The 17,977-nt window shown below is 67.0% G+C and carries 17 protein-coding genes; 10 read left to right on the top strand and 7 right to left on the bottom strand.

The window, feature by feature from the left end; all coding sequences use genetic code 11:
• Positions 1-15 precede the first annotated feature (15 nt).
• Positions 16-1,023, top strand: coding sequence for a UDP-glucose 4-epimerase GalE (gene galE / locus AC0KWY_RS02235; RefSeq protein WP_474028032.1), 1,008 nt, complete (start codon positions 16-18; stop codon positions 1,021-1,023).
• 187 nt (positions 1,024-1,210) lie between these two features.
• A complete protein-coding gene (locus AC0KWY_RS02240) occupies positions 1,211-3,289 on the top strand; it encodes a putative bifunctional diguanylate cyclase/phosphodiesterase (RefSeq protein WP_474028033.1) in 2,079 nt (692 codons plus the stop codon).
• 4 nt (positions 3,290-3,293) lie between these two features.
• Here the strand turns inward: AC0KWY_RS02240 and AC0KWY_RS02245 are convergent, their stop codons facing one another.
• Positions 3,294-3,665 (bottom strand): Mth938-like domain-containing protein, encoded by a 372-nt coding sequence (locus AC0KWY_RS02245; RefSeq protein WP_474028034.1) that lies wholly within the window; start codon positions 3,663-3,665, stop codon positions 3,294-3,296.
• A 69-nt stretch (positions 3,666-3,734) separates the two neighbouring features.
• Between AC0KWY_RS02245 and AC0KWY_RS02250 the strand changes: the two genes are divergently transcribed.
• A complete protein-coding gene (locus tag AC0KWY_RS02250) occupies positions 3,735-4,982 on the top strand; it encodes a pyridoxal phosphate-dependent aminotransferase (RefSeq protein WP_474028035.1) in 1,248 nt (415 codons plus the stop codon).
• Between the two features lie 3 nt (positions 4,983-4,985).
• Positions 4,986-6,296, top strand: coding sequence for a homoserine dehydrogenase (locus tag AC0KWY_RS02255; protein ID WP_474028036.1), 1,311 nt, complete (start codon positions 4,986-4,988; stop codon positions 6,294-6,296).
• Between the two features lie 66 nt (positions 6,297-6,362).
• Here AC0KWY_RS02255 and AC0KWY_RS02260 read toward each other — a convergent pair whose 3' ends face one another.
• The gene (locus tag AC0KWY_RS02260) at positions 6,363-7,802 is read right to left on the bottom strand and encodes an aminotransferase-like domain-containing protein (RefSeq protein WP_474028037.1); all 1,440 of its coding nucleotides are present in this window, start codon (positions 7,800-7,802) and stop codon (positions 6,363-6,365) included.
• 173 nt (positions 7,803-7,975) lie between these two features.
• Between AC0KWY_RS02260 and AC0KWY_RS02265 the strand changes: the two genes are divergently transcribed.
• The 5 genes from AC0KWY_RS02265 (at position 7,976) to AC0KWY_RS02285 (ending at position 11,507) form a co-directional block, all read left to right on the top strand.
• Positions 7,976-8,299: a hypothetical protein gene (locus tag AC0KWY_RS02265; protein WP_474028038.1), complete on the top strand. Its 324-nt coding sequence runs from the start codon at positions 7,976-7,978 to the stop codon at positions 8,297-8,299.
• A gap of 126 nt (positions 8,300-8,425) precedes the next feature.
• Positions 8,426-8,695, top strand: coding sequence for a DUF2249 domain-containing protein (locus AC0KWY_RS02270; protein ID WP_474028039.1), 270 nt, complete (start codon positions 8,426-8,428; stop codon positions 8,693-8,695).
• Positions 8,692-9,816 (top strand): hypothetical protein, encoded by a 1,125-nt coding sequence (locus tag AC0KWY_RS02275; protein ID WP_474028040.1) that lies wholly within the window; start codon positions 8,692-8,694, stop codon positions 9,814-9,816. The genes AC0KWY_RS02270 and AC0KWY_RS02275 overlap by 4 nt, the downstream gene beginning before the upstream one ends.
• Positions 9,817-9,852: 36 nt before the next feature.
• Positions 9,853-11,280, top strand: coding sequence for a threonine synthase (thrC, locus tag AC0KWY_RS02280; RefSeq protein WP_474028041.1), 1,428 nt, complete (start codon positions 9,853-9,855; stop codon positions 11,278-11,280).
• A complete protein-coding gene (locus AC0KWY_RS02285) occupies positions 11,277-11,507 on the top strand; it encodes a hypothetical protein (RefSeq protein WP_474028042.1) in 231 nt (76 codons plus the stop codon). The genes thrC and AC0KWY_RS02285 overlap by 4 nt, the downstream gene beginning before the upstream one ends.
• Before the next feature lie 24 nt (positions 11,508-11,531).
• Here AC0KWY_RS02285 and AC0KWY_RS02290 read toward each other — a convergent pair whose 3' ends face one another.
• Entirely contained in the window at positions 11,532-11,978 is a 447-nt protein-coding gene (locus tag AC0KWY_RS02290; protein WP_474028043.1) for a bacteriohemerythrin, read from the bottom strand.
• 42 nt (positions 11,979-12,020) lie between these two features.
• On the bottom strand, positions 12,021-12,917 hold the full coding sequence (gene nadC, locus AC0KWY_RS02295; RefSeq protein WP_474028044.1) for a carboxylating nicotinate-nucleotide diphosphorylase: 897 nt from the start codon (positions 12,915-12,917) through the stop codon (positions 12,021-12,023).
• A 91-nt stretch (positions 12,918-13,008) separates the two neighbouring features.
• Between nadC and AC0KWY_RS02300 the strand changes: the two genes are divergently transcribed.
• Positions 13,009-13,236, top strand: coding sequence for a DUF2789 domain-containing protein (locus AC0KWY_RS02300; RefSeq protein ID WP_474028045.1), 228 nt, complete (start codon positions 13,009-13,011; stop codon positions 13,234-13,236).
• A 37-nt stretch (positions 13,237-13,273) separates the two neighbouring features.
• Here the strand turns inward: AC0KWY_RS02300 and AC0KWY_RS02305 are convergent, their stop codons facing one another.
• The 3 genes from AC0KWY_RS02305 to AC0KWY_RS02315 form a co-directional block, all read right to left on the bottom strand.
• On the bottom strand, positions 13,274-15,469 hold the full coding sequence (locus AC0KWY_RS02305; protein WP_474028046.1) for a phospholipase D-like domain-containing protein: 2,196 nt from the start codon (positions 15,467-15,469) through the stop codon (positions 13,274-13,276).
• Positions 15,470-15,572: 103 nt separating this feature from the next.
• Positions 15,573-17,060, bottom strand: a complete 1,488-nt coding sequence (locus AC0KWY_RS02310) for an NAD(P)H-hydrate dehydratase (protein WP_474028047.1) — start codon at positions 17,058-17,060, stop codon at positions 15,573-15,575.
• A 9-nt stretch (positions 17,061-17,069) separates the two neighbouring features.
• A complete protein-coding gene (locus AC0KWY_RS02315) occupies positions 17,070-17,975 on the bottom strand; it encodes a histone deacetylase family protein (protein ID WP_474028048.1) in 906 nt (301 codons plus the stop codon).
• Positions 17,976-17,977 lie beyond the last annotated feature (2 nt).

The following is a 17,977-nucleotide window of genomic DNA, read 5'->3' on the forward strand; positions in this document are numbered from 1 at the left end:
GTTCAGGGAGAAATCATGATTCTGCTCACCGGGGGAACCGGCTACATCGGTTCGCACACCGTCGTCGAACTGCTCGCCCGTGGCGAATCGGTGCTGATTCTCGACAATCTCAGCAACAGCAGCCTGCGCGTGCTCGACCGGATCGAAACCATCAGCGGCCGGCGGCCGGCCTTCGTGCAGGGCGACGTCCGCGATCAGGCCCTGCTGGCGCGTCTGTTTGCCGAAAATCCGATCGATTCGGTGGTTCATTTTGCCGGTTTCAAGGCGGTCGGCGAATCGGTGGAAAAACCGCTCGCCTATTACGACAACAACGTCTGCGGCAGCCTGTGCCTGTTCCGCGCCATGGTGGAAGCTGGCGTGCGCAAGCTGGTCTTCAGCTCGTCGGCGACGGTCTATGGCGATCCGCACGCGGTGCCGATCCGCGAGGACTTTCCGCTGCAGGCGACCAATCCCTACGGGCGCAGCAAGCTGATGATCGAGGAAGTCCTGCGCGACCTGCGGCGCGCCGATCCGGCCTGGCGCGTCGCCATCCTGCGCTATTTCAACCCGGTTGGCGCCCATCTCAGCGGCCTGATCGGCGAAAGTCCGAACGGCATTCCCAACAACCTGATGCCCTTCATTTCCCAGGTTGCCGTCGGTCTGCGTCCGGAACTGGCGGTCTTCGGCAACGACTATCCGACGCCTGACGGCACCGGCGTGCGCGACTACATCCACGTTGTCGACCTGGCCCTCGGTCATCTCGCGGCCCTTGACGCCCTGGCGCGCGCACCGGGCGAACTGACGGTCAATCTGGGAACCGGCCGCGGCTACAGCGTGCTGGAAATGCTCCGGGCCTTCGAGAAGGCAAGCGGGAGGCCGGTGCCGTACCGGATTGTTGCGCGTCGCCCGGGTGATATCGCCAGTTGCTATGCCGATCCGGCCAATGCCGAAGCGCAGCTGGGTTGGCGGGCAACCCGCGATCTGGCGGCGATGTGCGAGGATGTCTGGCGCTGGCAATCGAACAATCCGCAAGGCCTGATATAAGCCTGGAGTCCCTGCCGGCAGGCGGGTATGACCTAGGTTGTATAGGTTTTTTCGCTGGCTACGGGTAAATTCCGCGATTCGTTTTATGCTTTCCGGAAGCTCCCTTGTCCTGTCTGGCGACTGATTCCTTTCCCCGTTTTTCCGGCGGGACCACCGCTGCTTTTCCCGGTATGTGGTGACTGCGGCGATGCCGGAACTTTCCATTGATCTCGCTTCCCTGCGCGTGCTGATCGTCAACGGCGATAGCGCCCGGCGTCAGATGCTGACCGAATGCGTTGCCCTGCACGTGCGCGAGACCTCGCTCGCCGACTCCATGGTCAGCGCTCTTGCCAGTTGCGGGGCCGATGAACCCGACATCGTTTTTGTTGCCGAGACGCTCCCGGACGGAGACGGCCTGGCCTTGTGCGAAAAGGCTCGCCAATGGGACCCGGATATCGCGGTGATCGTTACCACGTCGGCGGCTGATCTTGCCTTGCTCGATCGCGTCATCCGCGATGGGATCGACGCTTATCTGACGCTACCGCTCGATCCGGCGCAACTGCTGGAGGCCTTGCAGCGTTGCGCCCGCCACCGGGGGCGGACGATCGACCGCAAGCTGGCGCAAATGGTTTTCGAGGCCGCCAACGAAGGCATCCTGGTGACCGACGAGGAAACCCGGGTGCTCGCCGTCAATCCCGCTTTCACCGTGCTCACTGGCTACCGGCCGCGCGACATCGTTGGTCGGCGGACGCGTGTCCTGTCTTCCGGTCGGCATGGCCCGGAATTCTATCGCTCGATGTGGGACAGCCTGCTGCATCACGGCCGCTGGTCCGGCGAACTCACCAACCGTCGCCGCGATGGCAGCCTGTACGAGGAATGGTTGTCGATCGTCGCCGTCAATGGCGATGGGCGGCGAACCCGGCGTTACGTCGGGCTGATTTCGGACATTACCGAACGCAAGCGGGAAGAGGAGCGGATTCGTCGCCTGGCGCATTTCGACAGCCTCACCGGACTGCCCAACCGCGTCCTGTTCGAGGACCGCCTGCAGCGCGCCATCGCCCGCGCCCAGCGCTATCGGCACAAACTCGCGGTGCTCTATCTCGATCTCGACCTGTTCAAGGAGGTCAATGACACCTGGGGGCATGCCGTCGGCGACCAAGTGCTGCAGGTGACCGCACGCCGCATGCTGCAGTGTCTGCGTCAGACCGATACCGTCAGCCGTCGCGGTGGCGACGAGTTCGTGCTGCTGGTCGAGGAACACGAAGGCATCGACGGCCTGCGCAGCGTCTGCACCAAGCTGCTGGAAGAGATAGCCTCGCCCATCGGTCTCTCCGGGCACAGCCTGCAGATCGGCGCCAGCATCGGCATCGCCATCTATCCCGATGACGCCGAGCGGCCGGACGAACTGCTGGCCGCTGCCGATACCGCTTTATACGAAGCCAAGGCGGCTGGCCGGGGTAACTGCCGCTTTTTCCGCCCGACGGCCTTGCCCGGCTGCAGCCGTTTCGACATGGAGCGCGAGTTGCGCGACGGGCTGGAGAATTGGCGCTACAGCCTGCTGTACCTGCCGGAGATTTCGCTGTCCACGGGCCAGGTGGAGTATGTCGAAGCCCTGTTGCGCTTTCAGCATCCCGAGTTCGGTCTGCTCGACGCCGGGCGTTTCCTCGAGGTTGCCGAGTCGATCGGCATCATGCCCGAACTCGGCCGGCGCGCCCTGGCCGAGGCCGCTGCCGCGCTGAAGGGCGGTAATGGGGAATTCGGACTGGTAGTCGACCTGTCGCCACGGCAACTGGCCGATCCGGATGCCGTCGAACGCCTGCTCGATACCCTGACCGACGTCGGTGTCCCGCCGCACAGCATCACGTTCGAGTCGACCGAGCTGGCGCTGGGCGGCAATCCGCAGGCGATGGACACCCTTTCGCGGCTGGCCGATGCCGGCTGCCGCTTCTCGCTCGACGATTTCGGTGCCGGTTATTGCTCGTTTGCCCTGCTGGCCCAGTTGCCGCTGGACACGATCAAGATCGATCGTTCCTTCATCAGTGAAATCGTCGGCAACCGGGCGATCCACGAACTGGTCGCGGCGCTGGTCGCCTTCGGCCGCCGGCTTGGCGCCCGCGTGGTTGCCGAAGGGGTCGAGACGGCAACGCAGCTTGCCCTGCTCCACGACATGGGGTGCGATGCCGCGCAGGGTTTCCTGTTCGGCCCGCCGGCCGATTTCGACGCGGCCCGCGATGCCGCCGGGATCATGGAGATGCTGCTGGCGACGCTCGGTAAGAGCGACAGCTAGGCGATCAGTCGAAGAGCAGGGCGGCCGCCACCTTGCGGCCTTCGCTGGCGAGGATGTTGTAGGTCCGGCAGGCAGCCTGCAGATCCATCACTTCAAGGCCGATACCGGCCGGCGCGAAGGGCCGCATCAGCGCTGGCGACGGGAAGCGCAGTCGCTTGCCGGTGCCGAGCAGGACGACCTCGACGCCAAGGCCGAGCAGGGCCTGCATGTCGGCTTCCTGCAGGCTGCCGACGCTGGCGCTGGTCCACCCGGCGAGCAGGCGGTCCGGCAGCACGATCAGGCTGGTTTCGTGTTTTTCATGGTTGACCGCAACGTAGTCGTCGCCATAAGCGGTGAACAGGTTGAGTCCGGCAGTGCTGGTGGTATGGAGTTTCACTTTGCGGTGCAGCAAACGTAATAGTAGGATTATACCTTTGGCCCAAACCTCGCCAACCCGGACATCGCCATGAAGCACGTCAAGAAATCCGCCAAACTCGCCAACGTCTGCTATGACATCCGCGGCCCCGTGCTGCAGATGGCCAAGCAGATGGAGGAAGAAGGCCACAAGATCATCAAGCTGAACATCGGCAACCTCGCCGCCTTCGGCTTCGATTCGCCCGAGGAAATCCAGCAGGACATCATCCGCAACCTGCCCAACGCGGCCGGCTACACGGATTCGAAGGGCATCTTCGCGGCGCGCAAGGCGATCATGCATTACACCCAGCAGAAGGGGATCAAGGGTGTGACGCTGGAGGATATCTACGTCGGCAACGGCGTTTCCGAACTGATCGTCATGGCGATGAACGCGCTGCTCGACGCCGGCGACGAAGTGCTGGTGCCGGCGCCCGACTACCCGCTGTGGACGGCAGCGATCAGCCTGTCCGGCGGCAAGCCGGTGCATTACCTGTGCGACGAGGAAAAAGGCTGGCTGCCTGATCTCGATGACATCCGCAGCAAGATCAACAAGAACACCCGCGCCATCGTCATCATCAACCCGAACAATCCGACCGGTGCGTTGTACCCGGACGACCTGCTGCACGAGATCATCGCCATCGCCCGCGAGCACCACCTGATCATCTACGCCGACGAGGTCTACGACAAGGTGCTCTACGACGGCGTCAAGCACACCTCGATTGCCGCATTGTCGGACGACGTGCTGACCATCACCTTCAACGGCCTGTCGAAGAACTATCGCTCCTGCGGTTACCGTGCCGGCTGGATGGTGGTTTCCGGCGACAAGCGGCATGCCAAGGACTACATCGAAGGCCTCGACATCCTCGCCTCGATGCGCCTGTGCGCCAATGCGCCCGGCCAGCACGGCATCCAGACCGCGCTCGGCGGTTACCAGAGCATCGACGACCTGGTCGGCGAGGGCGGGCGCATGCGCCGCCAGCGCGACATCGCCCACCAGCTGATCAACGCGATTCCGGGGGTTTCCTGCGTCAAGCCGAAGGCGACGCTGTACATGTTCCCGAAGCTCGATCCCAAGATCTACCCGATCAAGAACGACCAGCAGTTCATCGCCGAACTGCTGCAGGAAGAAAAGGTGCTGCTGGTCCAGGGGACCGGCTTCAACTGGCCGCACCCGGACCACTTCCGCCTGGTCTTCCTGCCGCACGAGGACGACCTCAAGGAAGCGGTCGGCCGCCTGGCGCGCTTCCTCGAAAACTATCGCAAACGTCACAACACCAACCATCTCATCAACAAAGACTGACCTATGAAACCCATCAATGTTGGCCTTATCGGCATCGGCACCGTCGGCGGTGGCACCTGGACCGTTCTCAAGCGCAACGCGGAAGAAATCACCCGCCGCGCCGGCCGGCCGATTCGAATTACCGCCGTGGCCGACAAGAACGTCGAACTGGCCAAGCAGGTCACCGCAGGCGAAGCCCGCGTCACCGACGATGCCTTCGCCCTGGTCAACGATCCGGAAATCGACATCATCGTCGAACTGATCGGCGGCTACGGTGTTGCCAAGGAAGTCGTGATGCAGGCGATCGCCGCCGGCAAGCATGTCGTCACCGCCAACAAGGCGCTGCTCGCCGTGCATGGCACCGAGATCTTCACCGCCGCCCAGGACAAGGGCGTCATGGTCGCCTTCGAAGCTGCCGTCGCCGGCGGCATCCCGATCATCAAGGCGCTGCGCGAAGGCCTCACCGCCAACCGCATCGAATGGGCCGCCGGCATCATCAACGGCACCACCAACTTCATCCTCTCCGAGATGCGCGACAAGGGCCTGTCCTTCGCCGACGTGCTCGCCGAGGCGCAGCGCCTGGGTTATGCCGAGGCCGATCCGACCTTCGACATCGAAGGCGTCGACGCCGCGCACAAGGCGACGCTGATCGCCTCGATCGCCTACGGCATCCCGGTTCAGTTCGACAAGGCTCACGTCGAGGGCATCACCAAGCTTGAAGCCTCCGACATCAAGTACGCCGAACAGCTCGGCTACCGCATCAAGCTGCTCGGCATCGCCAAGCGCCGCGAGCAGGGCATCGAACTGCGCGTGCACCCGACGCTGATCCCGGCCAAGCGCCTGATCGCCAACGTCGAGGGCGCGATGAACGCCGTCGTCGTCAAGGGCGACGCCGTTGGCACCACGCTCTACTACGGCAAGGGCGCCGGCGCCGAGCCGACCGCCTCGGCGGTGATCGCCGACCTGGTCGATGTCACCCGCCTGGCCACCGCCGACCCGGAACACCGCGTGCCGCATCTGGCTTTCCAGCCGAACGCGATGTCCAACCTGCCGATCCTGCCGATGAGCGAGATCGAGACCGGCAATTACCTGCGCCTGCGCGTCGAGGACAAGGCCGGCGTGCTCGCCGACGTCACCCGTATCCTCGCCGACCACGGCATCTCGATCGACGCCATGCTGCAGCGCGAGCCGGAAGAAGGCGAGGGCGAGACCGACATCATCATCCTCACCCACGTCTGCAGCGAGAGCGCTGCGCTCGCCGCGGTCGCCAAGGTCGAGGCGCTGGCCGCGGTCAAGGGCCAGGTCAAGCGCATCCGCCTGGAAGAACTGCAGTAAGCCGTTCGCGGCTGCACAAAGGGGAGCCTGCGGGCTCCCTTTTTTGCGCCCGCGATGCGCTCGGCGTCAAGCCGGCGGTGTCGCGTGCGCCAGTTCGCCGAGCCGGCGCAGCGCCTGGTCGACGCCGTCCGAGTACAGCCAGCCGCAGTTCAGGCGCAGGAAGGCGTTGTAGCGCTCGGAATTGGAGAACATCATGCCCGGCGCGAACAGGATGCCTTCCGGGCGGGCCGCGTCGAACAGCCGACGGGCCGAGCGGCCGTCGGGCAACTCGACCCACAGGGTGAGGCCGCCGGGCGGCGCGTTGAGCCGGGTGCCCGGCGGAAAGGCGGCGATCACCGCGGCACGCATGCGCCGCCGCTGCTCGCCGAGGACCGCGCGTAGGTGCCGGAGGTGGCGGTCGTAGGCGGGCGAGGCGATGTATTCGGCGGCGGCCAACTGCGACAGCTCCTCGTTGAAATGCGTCTGCGCGTGCTTGAGCATCTCGACCCGCGCCTGCCAGCGGCCGCCGGTCAGCCAGCCGAGGCGCATGCCCGGGGCAAGGACCTTGTGCAGCGAGGCGCAGTGCATGACGTTGCCGCATTCGTCCCAGGATTTCAGCGCCCGCTGCGGCGCCGCGTCGTGAAGGGCGCTGTAGGTGTCGTCCTCGATCAGCGGAATGCCGGCACCGGCGCACAAGCGCACCAGGGCCGCCTTGCGCTCGTCCGGCAGGCAGGCGCCGAGCGGATTCTGCAGGTGCGGCACGACGACCAGCGCGGCGATCCGCTCGCCCTGCTGGATTGCCAGTTCAAGCGCTTCCAGCGAAATCCCGGTTTGCGGGCTGGTCGGTACTTCCAGGGCGCGCAGGCCGAGGCTTTCGAGGATCTGCAGCAGGCCGAAGAAGGTCGGCGATTCGACCGCGACCACGTCGCCGGGACGGGTCACGGCGCGCAAGGCGAGATTGAGCGCCTCGATGCAGCCGTGGGTGACGACGATCTCCTCCGGCGCCAGCAGCATGCCGGCAGCCAGTGCCCGCCGCGCCAGCGTCGCGCGGAATTCCGGGTGGCCGTTGTGCGAACCGCCGGTGACCAGCACTTCCGGATGCCGGCGCAGCACGCGGGCGGCGCACTGGCGCAGGGCTTCGCCGGGATACAGCGCCGGCGAGCAGCGGGCGCGCGACAGGTTGATGCGCACCGGAGTCTGCCGGCAGAGGGCGACGAACTCGGAAACGCGGGCGTGGATGCCGACGTATTGCGCCGGGTCGGGACCGCTGCCGGGTTGCGGTTCGCGCAGCGGCAGCGCGGCGTCGCGGTCGGGCCGGCGGACGAAGTTGCCGGAGCGCGGGCGGGCCTCCAGCCAGCCTTCGCGCTCGAGTTCGCGGCACAGGTTGATCGCTGTCGACAGGCTGACCTGATGCTGCGCCATCAGCGCCCGCATCGACGGGAAGCGCGCGCCCGGCACGAGCTGGCCGTTGCGGATGCTTTCCTGGTAGTGGCCGGCAAGGCGCCGGTAAACGGGGGTTTCGCTCATGGCCGGATGATCGGTGCGGGGCAGGGGGACGGATAGATACAGATGGCGGGTTTTTCGATGGTAGCAGTTTTGCTTTTTCGATTCTGCTGCGTAGCAGATAGGGCTTTCCTGTGTCTGTTTTCATCGCCGGCGCTTGGCTAGCATGGCCTTGTCCATGTCACGGGAGAAACCTCATGCAATCCCAATCCAGCCTCAACCTGCAACTGGCCGCCGGCGAGTCCCGGCAGATCCTGGTCGACGCCGGCAGCGAACTGTTCGTCTTCGAGGGCTCGCTGCTCCTGCGCCAGCCGCCGCTGTGGCTGGCCGAGCGCCTGCAGGTGCGCGAGTGCATCGTTGCCGCCGAGACGCTGTTCCGCCTTGATGCAGGGGGCTGGATCGAGCTGAGCGCCGGCCAGCGCTGCAGCGCGGTTGTCGTCGGTCCCGGCGGCAGCGACTGGTGGCCGGCGCTGAAGGCGCGCCTGGGCTGGCCGGCGGCGCCGCGCGAAGGGCATGCCTGAGGCTGGCGGTCGTGGACGCCTCGGCGGAGAATCCATCCGCCGAAGGCGATCTAGATCATAGAATGGTTGCCGCTGCGCACGGACAATCCGCCTGCCATCCCGGCAAGTCTGATAGGAGCCCCCACCATGCAGTCCGTCCATGTTTGCAACCACACCACTCCGGAAGCCCTTTACCCCTTCGATGCGCGCGGCGTCGCCAAGCGTTTCCGCCACGCCGCCATCTTTGGCGCGCTGGAGTCGCTGATGCCCGGCGAGACGATGCGTTTCTGCAACGACCACGACCCGTTGCCGTTGCTCGCCCAGATGCAGCAGCGTTACGGCGAACAGGTGTCGATTGCCTACGTCCAGCGCGAGCCGGGCGCCATCGTCATCGATTTCAAGGTGCTCGGCAGTTGACGCGGATCGCCGTCGCCGCGCTGTGCTGCCTCGTGCTCGCCGCTCTGGCCGGCGCGGCCGGGGTCGGCACGCCGGCGGCGGTGGCCCATCTGGCCTTCGCCGGCGGCATCGTGCCGCTGATCTTCGCGGCGATGATCCATTTCGTGCCGGTGCTGACGCGCACCGGCGACGCGCCGGCCGCCATCCGGCGGCTGCCATGGCTGGCGCTGGCCAGCGGCGGGCTCGCCGTGGCCGGTTTTTTCGGTGTCCTGCCTTACCCGGCCGTGTTTCTTGCGGCTTGCCTCGATCTCGGACTGGCCGCCGCGCTCCTCGTCTGGATCGTACGCCGGGCGCGCGCCGCGCTCGGCACGCCGCATCCCGGCTGGCGCTGGTACGCGGCGGCCGGGATGCTGCTGATGACGGCGCTGCTCGCCGTGCTGGCGATGGGGATCTGGCCGGAACACTGGCTGAGCTGGCGGCGCCTGCATCTGCACCTCAATACCCTGGGCCTGGTCGGGCTGGCGGCTTTCGGCACGCTGCCGCTGCTGCTGCCGACCGCGCTCGGCCAGCCCGATCCCCAGGCCGCCGGCTGGCTGCGGCGCCGGCTGTGGCCGCAAGTCGCCGCCGTTCTCCTGCTGGCCGTCGGCAGCGCGCTGTACTGGCCACTGGCGGTGGCCGGCGCGGCGATCCTGGTCGTCCTCGCGCTCGGGCTGGTCGCCCACTGGCTGCGCCGTTTCAAAGCTGCCGCCTTGCTCGGCGACGGCGCCGTCGCGGCGCTGCTGGCGGCGGTGGCTGGCTGGTTGCTCTGTCTATTCGCCGGCGCCTTGCATGGTGCCGGCCTGGTCGCTGCGCGGCCGACGCTGGCGGCCTGGGCGGCGGCTTTCCTGCTGCCGCTGGTGAGCGGGGCGCTGACGCAATTGCTGCCGGTCTGGCGCCACCCGGGCGTGCGCACGCCGGCGCGCGACGCGATGCGCGACTGCCTGGCGGTCGGCGGGCGCTGGCGCGCCCTGCTGTTCTTCGCCGCCGGCCTCGCTTTCATCGCTGACGCCGCCATGCCGGCCGGCCTTCTGGTTGGCAGCGCGCTCGGCTGGTTCGTGCTGCGCCTCATCATGGCCATGCGTATCGCGCGCCCGACGCGGTAAAATCCCGGTTTTTTCCGCTTTCCAGGTTCCGACGCCATGCGCTACATCTCGACCCGCGGCCAGTCCGCGCCCCAGGCTTTCTGCGACATCCTCCTCGGCGGGCTGGCGCCGGACGGCGGGCTTTATCTGCCCGAAACCTATCCGCAGGTGACGCGCGTCGAACTCGACGCCTGGCGCCAGCTCTCCTACGCCGACCTGGCATTCGAGATCCTCTCCAAGTTCATCACCGACATCCCGGCCGCCGACCTCAAGGCCATCGTCGCCAAGACCTACACCGCCGACGTCTATCGCTTCACCCGTAACGGCGGCAACGCCGCCGAGATCACGCCGCTGACCAAACTGGAAGACGGCCTGTACACGCAGGAACTGTCGAACGGCCCGACGCTCGCCTTCAAGGACATGGCGATGCAACTGCTCGGCAACCTCTTCGAATACGTGCTCGACCAGCGCGGCGAATCGATCAACATCCTCGGCGCCACCTCCGGCGATACCGGCTCGGCGGCCGAGTACGCGATGCGCGGCAAGCACAATGTCAAGGTCTTCATGCTCTCGCCGGACGGCAAGATGAGCGCCTTCCAGCGCGCCCAGATGTACTCGCTGACCGACGCCAACATCTTCAACATCGCCGTGCGCGGCATGTTCGACGACGCCCAGGACATCGTCAAGGCCGTTTCCAACGACGCCGCGTTCAAGAAGCAGTACAAGATCGGCGCCGTCAATTCGATCAACTGGGCGCGTGTCGCGGCGCAGATCGTCTATTACTTCCAGGGCTATTTCCTGGCCACCCAATCGAACGACGAGACGGTGTCGTTCTGCGTTCCGTCGGGCAACTTCGGCAACATCTGCGCAGGCCACATCGCCCGCCAGATGGGCCTGCCGATCGCCAAGCTGGTGCTCGCCACCAACGAGAACGACGTGCTCGACGAGTTTTTCAGGACTGGCGTCTATCGTCCGCGCAGCTCGGCGGAAACCAGCGTGACGTCGAGCCCGTCGATGGATATTTCCAAGGCCTCCAACTTCGAGCGCTTCGTCTTCGACCTGGTCGGCCGCGACCCGGTGGTGATCCGCGATCTCTGGTCGCGCGTCGACCAAGGGCAGGCTTTCGACCTCAGCACCACGGTTTACTGGAAGGACCTGCCGAAGTTCGGCTTCGTCTCCGGGCGCAGCACGCACATCGACCGCATCAACACGATCCGCTTCGCCCAGGGGCGTTACAACGTGATGCTCGACACGCACACCGCCGACGGCCTCAAGGTGGCACTCGAACAGCGCCAGCCGGGGCAGACCATGATCGTGCTGGAAACCGCGCAGCCCGCCAAGTTCGAGGAAACCATCCGCGAGGCGCTGGGCACCGAGCCGGTGCGCCCGGCCGAACTGGCCGGCATCGAGAATCTGGAGCAGCACGTCGTGGTCATGGACCCGGACGTCGCGGCGATCAAGCAGTTCGTCGTCGACCGCGTGTGAGCTACGACCACGAAGCCTTTTGGTCGGCGCGCTATCGCGATGCCGGCCAATATTGCCGCTTAGGTACCGCGCCCAATGCCTTCCTGAGCGCCCAGTTCGGGCGCTTAGCCGCTTGGGAGCTGCTCGAACTGTGCGAGCACGAAGATGTCATGGCGGAAGGGCGCGGCCACGCAGGGCATGCCGCGCTGATCGATCTGGTGGTACGCAAGCCGTTGCGCTGCGGTTAGCGCCGCGCGAACTGGGCGGCGTCTTTACTGCCGGGAAAGTCGAGAGAAGAAACAGCCCAAGCTTTCATCGAGTTTCTTTGGCTGGAACTCCTCGGCGTAAGCGCGGTCTTCGACCATGATGTGATCGAGTAGCCAGTCCCTGAGAAAATTGACTAGGTTGATCGAAACGCTGTTGCCCGACTCGATGGCCAGGCGTTCCATGTGAATTCGCTTGACGAAAGCTTCATGCCGCCTCTTGTGCGCCTTGAAATCGCTGTAGGCGTTACTGTGCATGAAGTTTTCTTCCGCCTGGAAGTGCGTCACCGTGTATTGCTCAAGCTCGGCGATGCTGGCAAGCCCGCCCACGCCCGTGGTGCCGCTGACGAATTCGCTCCAGATCTGGTTGATGATGTTGACCAAGACCTTGTGCTGATCGTCGATGTCCTGCAGCCCGATGTTGTAAGTCGGATCCCACTCAATAAATAGGTTCATAAGAGATTCATGTTTGTCTTCTTTTTGTTATGGTAACAGCATTTAATCGATAAAACGCATCGACAGGTCGAGCGCCTTGACGTCCTTGGTCAGTGCGCCGACCGAGATGCGGTCGACGCCGGTTTCGGCGATTTCCCGGATGCTCTCCAGGCTGACGTTGCCCGAGGCTTCGAGGATGGCGCGGCCGGCGTTGAGCGCCACCGCCTCGCGGAGCAGGGCGCAACTGAAGTTGTCGAGCAGGATCATGGTTGCGCCGGCGTCCAGCGCCTGACGCAGTTCGTCGAGGTTTTCCACTTCCACCTGGATGAACTTGCAGCGGTCGGCCGCTGCTGCCGCGACTTCTTGTGCGGCGGCCATTGCCTGGGCGATGCCGCCGGCGGCGTGGATATGGTTTTCCTTGATCAGGATCGCGTCCCACAGCGCCAGCCGGTGATTGCCGCCGCCGCCGGCACGCACCGCATACTTCTGGGCGACGCGCAGGCCGGGCAGGGTCTTGCGCGTATCCACCACTTGCGCCCGGGTGCCGGCGATCGCATCGGCGTAGATGCGCGCCTTGCTCGCCACCGCCGACAGCAATTGCAGGAAATTCAGCGCGCTGCGCTCGGCGGTGAGCAGGGCGCGGCCGTTGCCATCTATGGTGCACAGCAGTTGGTCGGCGCCGATGCGCTCGCCGTCGGCGGCCTGCCAGGTGACCGTGGCCGTCGGGTCGAGACGGCGCACGCATTCGTCGAACCAGGCGGTGCCGCACAGCACGCCGGACTCGCGTGAGATGACGCGGGCGCGGACCTGGCGTTCGCCGGGAACGAGGGCCGCCGTCAGGTCGCCGGCGCCGACATCCTCGGCGATGGCGGCGGTAACGTTGCGGGTGATTTCAGCGGCGAGCGGATAGTCGAATTCGATGGGCATGGCGGAGGGGCGGGAAAGTTGCGGGTGGCGCATTGTAACGCCCGGCGGCAGCGGCCAAAAGCCGGGAACCGTCGCCCGGTACCGATGATCCAACAGCGGTCAGTCAAGTCACAGGAGCCCCGTCATGGATGCGATGCACACGCTGCCCCAGTTGTTCGACCAGCTTGGCTTGCCCTCGGAGCCGCCCGCCATCGAGGCTTTCATCGCCGCCCACCGGCCGCTGGCCGGCGACGTTGCGCTTTACCGGGCGCCGTTCTGGACGCCGATGCAACGCTGCTTTCTCAAGGAAGAGATCATCGATGATGCCGACTGGTCGGCGGCGATCGATGAGTTGAACCTCCGCCTGCACTGAGACTGCCGGCGGGCGCCTGGGCCCCGCCGGCAGTGCTTCAGATTGCCTTGAACAGCGCGTTGAACTGTTCGGCCGCGTCGCGTTCGCCGCGCAGGATGCCGCGCGACAGGTCGTAGACCCGTTGCGCCGTGGCGCGCACGTCGGCCCGCAGCTTGGCCTGCTGTTCGGCGTTCAGGCGTTCGCCAGCGTAGCGGGCGAGCAACTGGTCGAGGTGGGTGTCCATCGCGGCGAGCAGGGCGTCGCGCTCGCTGCCGAGGTCCGCCGTGCGTTCGGCGACGCGGCCGGGCGCGGCGACGATGTCGCGCAGCCATTGCCGGTAGCCGCCGGCGAAGACGGGCGCGTTGCGGATGAAGACGCCGTTGTTGCTGTCCATCATCAGGCTGCGCACGTCGGCGTTGGCCGAGCCGATGAAGACATCGTCGCCGAAGACCATCACCTTGCTGTGCAGCGACAGGCGCTTGTCGGCCTGCGGCAGGTACTCGTAGTAGCGCAGGCGGGCGGCAGCGCTGCCCGGCGCCGTTTCGCGCAGGTGATCGGCGAGCGCCTTCATCTGCCAGACGGCGAGCAGGTTGACGACGCTGAGATCGGTGGTGGCCAGCGAATTGGTCAGCATCGTCAGCGTCACGCCGGGGCAGGCGCGGCTGCCGTCAAGGGCGGCGCCGATGTCGCGCAGCAGGTTGGCCGGCAGGAAGAAGTAGGCGTTGTGGATGTAGACCTCGCGCGTCGTCCCGGCGCCGTCACAGACCGCCTGCAAGGCCGAGCGCCACAGGCCGTGGATCTGCTTGCCGCGCGCCGCTTCGTCCTGCAGCGGGGCGCCGTAGCTGCGCTGGCCGTCGACCATCGGCAGGTTCTGCAGGTAATGGATCGCCGCCGTGGCGTCGAGCGGCCGCGGCGCGGCAGCGATTGCCGGGCGGTATTCGTTGCGGAAACGCTGCAGGTTCTCCCGGTGCTGACGGGCGATCGTTTCCATGCGCTGTTCCAGCGGGTGCAGGTGACGCTCGAGGTAACGGTCGACGCAGGCGGTGTCGCTGCCCTTGGCGCAGGCTTCCTGGGCGGTGTCGAAAACCGCGAAGTTGGCCAGGTGCTCGTTCGGCGCATGGCGGCGCACCTGGGCCAGCGTCGCGTTCATCGGCAACTGCCAGAGATTGTCGAAACTGGCGGCGAGTGTCGCGTCCGGGGCGGTCAGGCGCAGCCGGACGTCGGTGTCCATGAAGTTGTATTTGGCGGAGAGCGGCCCCGGGTGCAGGTGGTAGGCATCCTCGACATTGCGCCCGCCGAGCACGAGCTGGCGGCGGTCGGCGAGCAGCAGCTTGTGGTGGAGGAATTCGCTCAGGTAGTCCCAGTCCCGCTGCGCACTGCTGTTGTTCTGGCGCGCCAGCGGCAGGTAGCTGCCGACCGTCGCGAACACCGGGTTGACCTGCTCGGCGAAGGCGAGGCGGACGAAGGCGAGCTTCAGGCGGGCGCTCAGGCCATCGACGCCGCCGCTGTAGCGGGCCTTGAAGTAGAGCTTGCCGAGTTCCTTCAGGCGTTCGCCCTGCGCCGGGTCGGCGTTGCCGGCGCTGGCGGCGAGCGCCTGCGGATCGATGCCCTGGCCGCGGCTGATGGCGTAGGCCAGCAGTTGCGGATGCTTGCCGTAGAGACCGGAGAGGAACAGGCCGGAGCCGGCGACGGTGGTTTCCGCCGGGTCGCTGCCGGCGGCGGCGAGTGCGCCAAACTGCTGCTCGATCGCGCGCTGCTTGGCGTCGTCGCATTGCTGGCCGGCGACGCCGACATCGGCGCAACTGGTGGTCAGATAGGCGGCATCGCGGATGATCTCGGCGGTCGGCCGGTTGTGGAGGCGGACCTCGAGCTTGCCGGCGCCTTCGCGCTCAAGCCAGCTCAGGCGGTCGAGATCGCCGTAGGCGCTGAAATAGTCGAGCAGCAGGCGAACCCGGACGCCGCGCCGGGTGGCGTCGAGCAGCGCCTGGGTGAGCGCCGCCGAACTGTAGTCGTCGGCGAAGATGTAGTAGGCGAGATCGAGGCTTTCACGGGCGCCGGCAATCAGCTCCAGCTTGGCGGCGAAGGCGGCGTCGTTGTCCGTCAGCACCTGTCCCTCGGCGAGCGCCAGCGGGCCGCCGCTGGTGTGACTGGCAAGGGTTTCGGCGAGCGGGACGGTTCGGTTCGGGGCGAGGCTGGTGCAGCCGGCAGCGAGCAGCGCGGCCGAAACGAAGAGGGAGAGCAGGGTGCGTTGCATGGTCGGACCTCCAGGGCAGCGGGCGGCGGAAAACGGCATGGCCGGTTTGCGCACTCTACCGGAGAAAGTCCGTTTGCATAAGCCCGCCGCGGCGGGCACCGTCTCAGCCCTGGCGACCGCCCAGCCAGCCGTTGAAGACCTGGCGCGCGGCGTCGATCACCTCGCTGGCGGTGAGGCCGGCCGGGCCGTGGCCGGCGGCGACCAGCGCGTCGGCGGCGGCGCCGTGCAGGTGGACGGCGCCGAGCAGCGCCTGTTCGGGCGACCAGTTCTGGGCCAGCAGGGTGGCGATCAAGCCGCTCAGCACATCGCCCATGCCGGCGCTGGCCAGGCCCGGGTTGCCCGTGGTGTTGATCCACCAGCGCCCGTCGCTGGCGGCGATCACCGTGCCGCAACCCTTGAGGGCGACCGGGCTGGCGTAGCGCGCGGCCATTTCGCGGGCGGCGCCGATCCGGTCGTCCTGCACCTCGCGCACCGAACTGCCGAGCAGGCGCGCCGCTTCCGCCGGGTGCGGGGTGAGGATGGCGGGCGCGATGCGGTTGTACAGATTGCCTTCCAGCCGGCCATCGACCGCCAGGATGTTCAGCGCGTCGGCGTCGAGGACCAGCGGCAGCGGACATTTCAGCGCCTGTTCGACGTACTGCACCGCTTCGCTGGTGTGACCCAGGCCGGGGCCGCAGACCAGCGCCTGCAAGTCGGCCTGGAACAGGGTGTCGACGCGGCGGATCATCAGTTCCGGCTGCACCGGATCGACGGTCGGCGCGTCCGGGTCGAGCAGGCCGAGATAGACGCGACCGCTGCCCAGCCGGAGCGCGGCGCGGCCGGCGAGCAGCGCGGCGCCGCTCATCGACTTGCCGCCGCCGAGGATGCCGACGCTGCCGAAACTTCCCTTGTGCGTGTTGCGCCGGCGCGGCTGCAGGCGTTCGGCGAAATCGGCCGGGCTCACCCGCCGGCCGTCGGCTTCGTCGATCGACAGATCGAGCGTGGCGATGCGGATCTCGCCGCCATGGTCGGGGCCGTCGCCGGTGTATAGGCCCGGCTTGGCGGCGATGAAGCTGATCGTGTGGGTCGCCGCGATGCACGGGCCGGGGCGCCGGCCGCTGTCGGCGTCGAGGCCGGACGGGCAGTCGAGGGCGAGCAGCGGGCAGGCATCGCGTTGCGCCAGCCGGTTGGCGGTGGCGATCCACTCGGCGTAGCGGCCCTCCGGTGCGCGCCTGAGACCGATGCCGAAGATGCCGTCGACGATCAGCCCCCAGGGCTCGATCTCGGGGATTTCACTGAGCGTGCTGCCGCCGCCGGCCAGGAAAGCCTCGCGCGCCGCCGCCGCATCGGCCGGCAGGGCGGCGGGATCGCCGGCGAAGACGAGATGGACGGCGAAGAAGCGCTCGCGCAGCCGACTGCCGACGACGAAGGCATCGCCGCCGTTGTTGCCTGGACCGGCGAGGATGAGGACCGGGCGGTTGCGCGGATCGGCCAGTTCGCCGGCGAAATCGGCGGCTGCCAGCCCGGCGCGCTGCATCAGCGGCAGGTCGGCGTGGTGGGCTTCGATGCGGCGCAGCGTGGCGCTCAGGTAGAGATCGCGGGCGGTATCCATGGCGGGATTTTAGCCCCACATGGCGCGGGCGAGGCGGATCGTCGCCGCGTGGATGGCGACCGTGTCGTCGATCTGGCGGGCGTAGCCGCCGGCCATGGCGATTGCCAGCGGGAGCTCGCGTTCGCGGCAGCGGGCGTAGACCTGGCGGTCGCGCTCGCGCAGGCCGGCCATGCTCAGGGCCAACCGGCCGAGGCGGTCGTCGGCATAAGGGTCGGCGCCGGCCAGGTAGATGACGAGGTCGGGGCGGGCGAGGTCGAAGGCGGTGTCGAGTCCGTGGCCGAGTTGCAGCAGGTAGGCGTCGTCGCCGCAGCGGTCCGGGAGTTCGATGTCGAGGTCGCTTTCTTCCTTGGTGAAGGGGTAGTTGCGCGCGCCGTGGATGGAAAAGGTGAATACGCTGGTGTCGCCCTTGAGGATGGCGGCGGTGCCATTGCCTTGATGAACGTCGCAGTCGACGATCAGGACGCGCCCGGCGCGCCCCTCGGCTTGCATGGCGCGGGCGGCGACGGCGGCATCGTTGAAGACGCAGAAACCTTCGCCGTGATCGCGAAAGGCGTGGTGGGTGCCGCCGGCGAGGTTGGCGGCGACGCCGTTGCCCGCCGCCAGCGCGGCCCGGCAGGCGGCGAGCGTGGCGCCGGCCGAGCGACGCGAACGCTCGACCATCTGCGCGCTCCAGGGAAAACCGATGGCTTTCTGCGCCGCTTCGTCGAGGCGCCCGTTGGCGATCCGGGTAATGTAGGCCGGGTCGTGGGCGCGTGCCAGTTCGTCATCGCTGGCGGCCGCCGGCAGCCGGAAATCGCTTGCCTGGAATTCGCCGCTGTCGAGCAGCGCCTGGCGTAGCCGGGCGTACTTTTCCATCGGGAAACGATGGCCCGGCGGCAGCGGCAGGACGAAGACGTCGGTGTAGAAAAGCTGCACGA

Source organism: Azonexus sp. MM2026_4, from assembly GCF_055901855.1.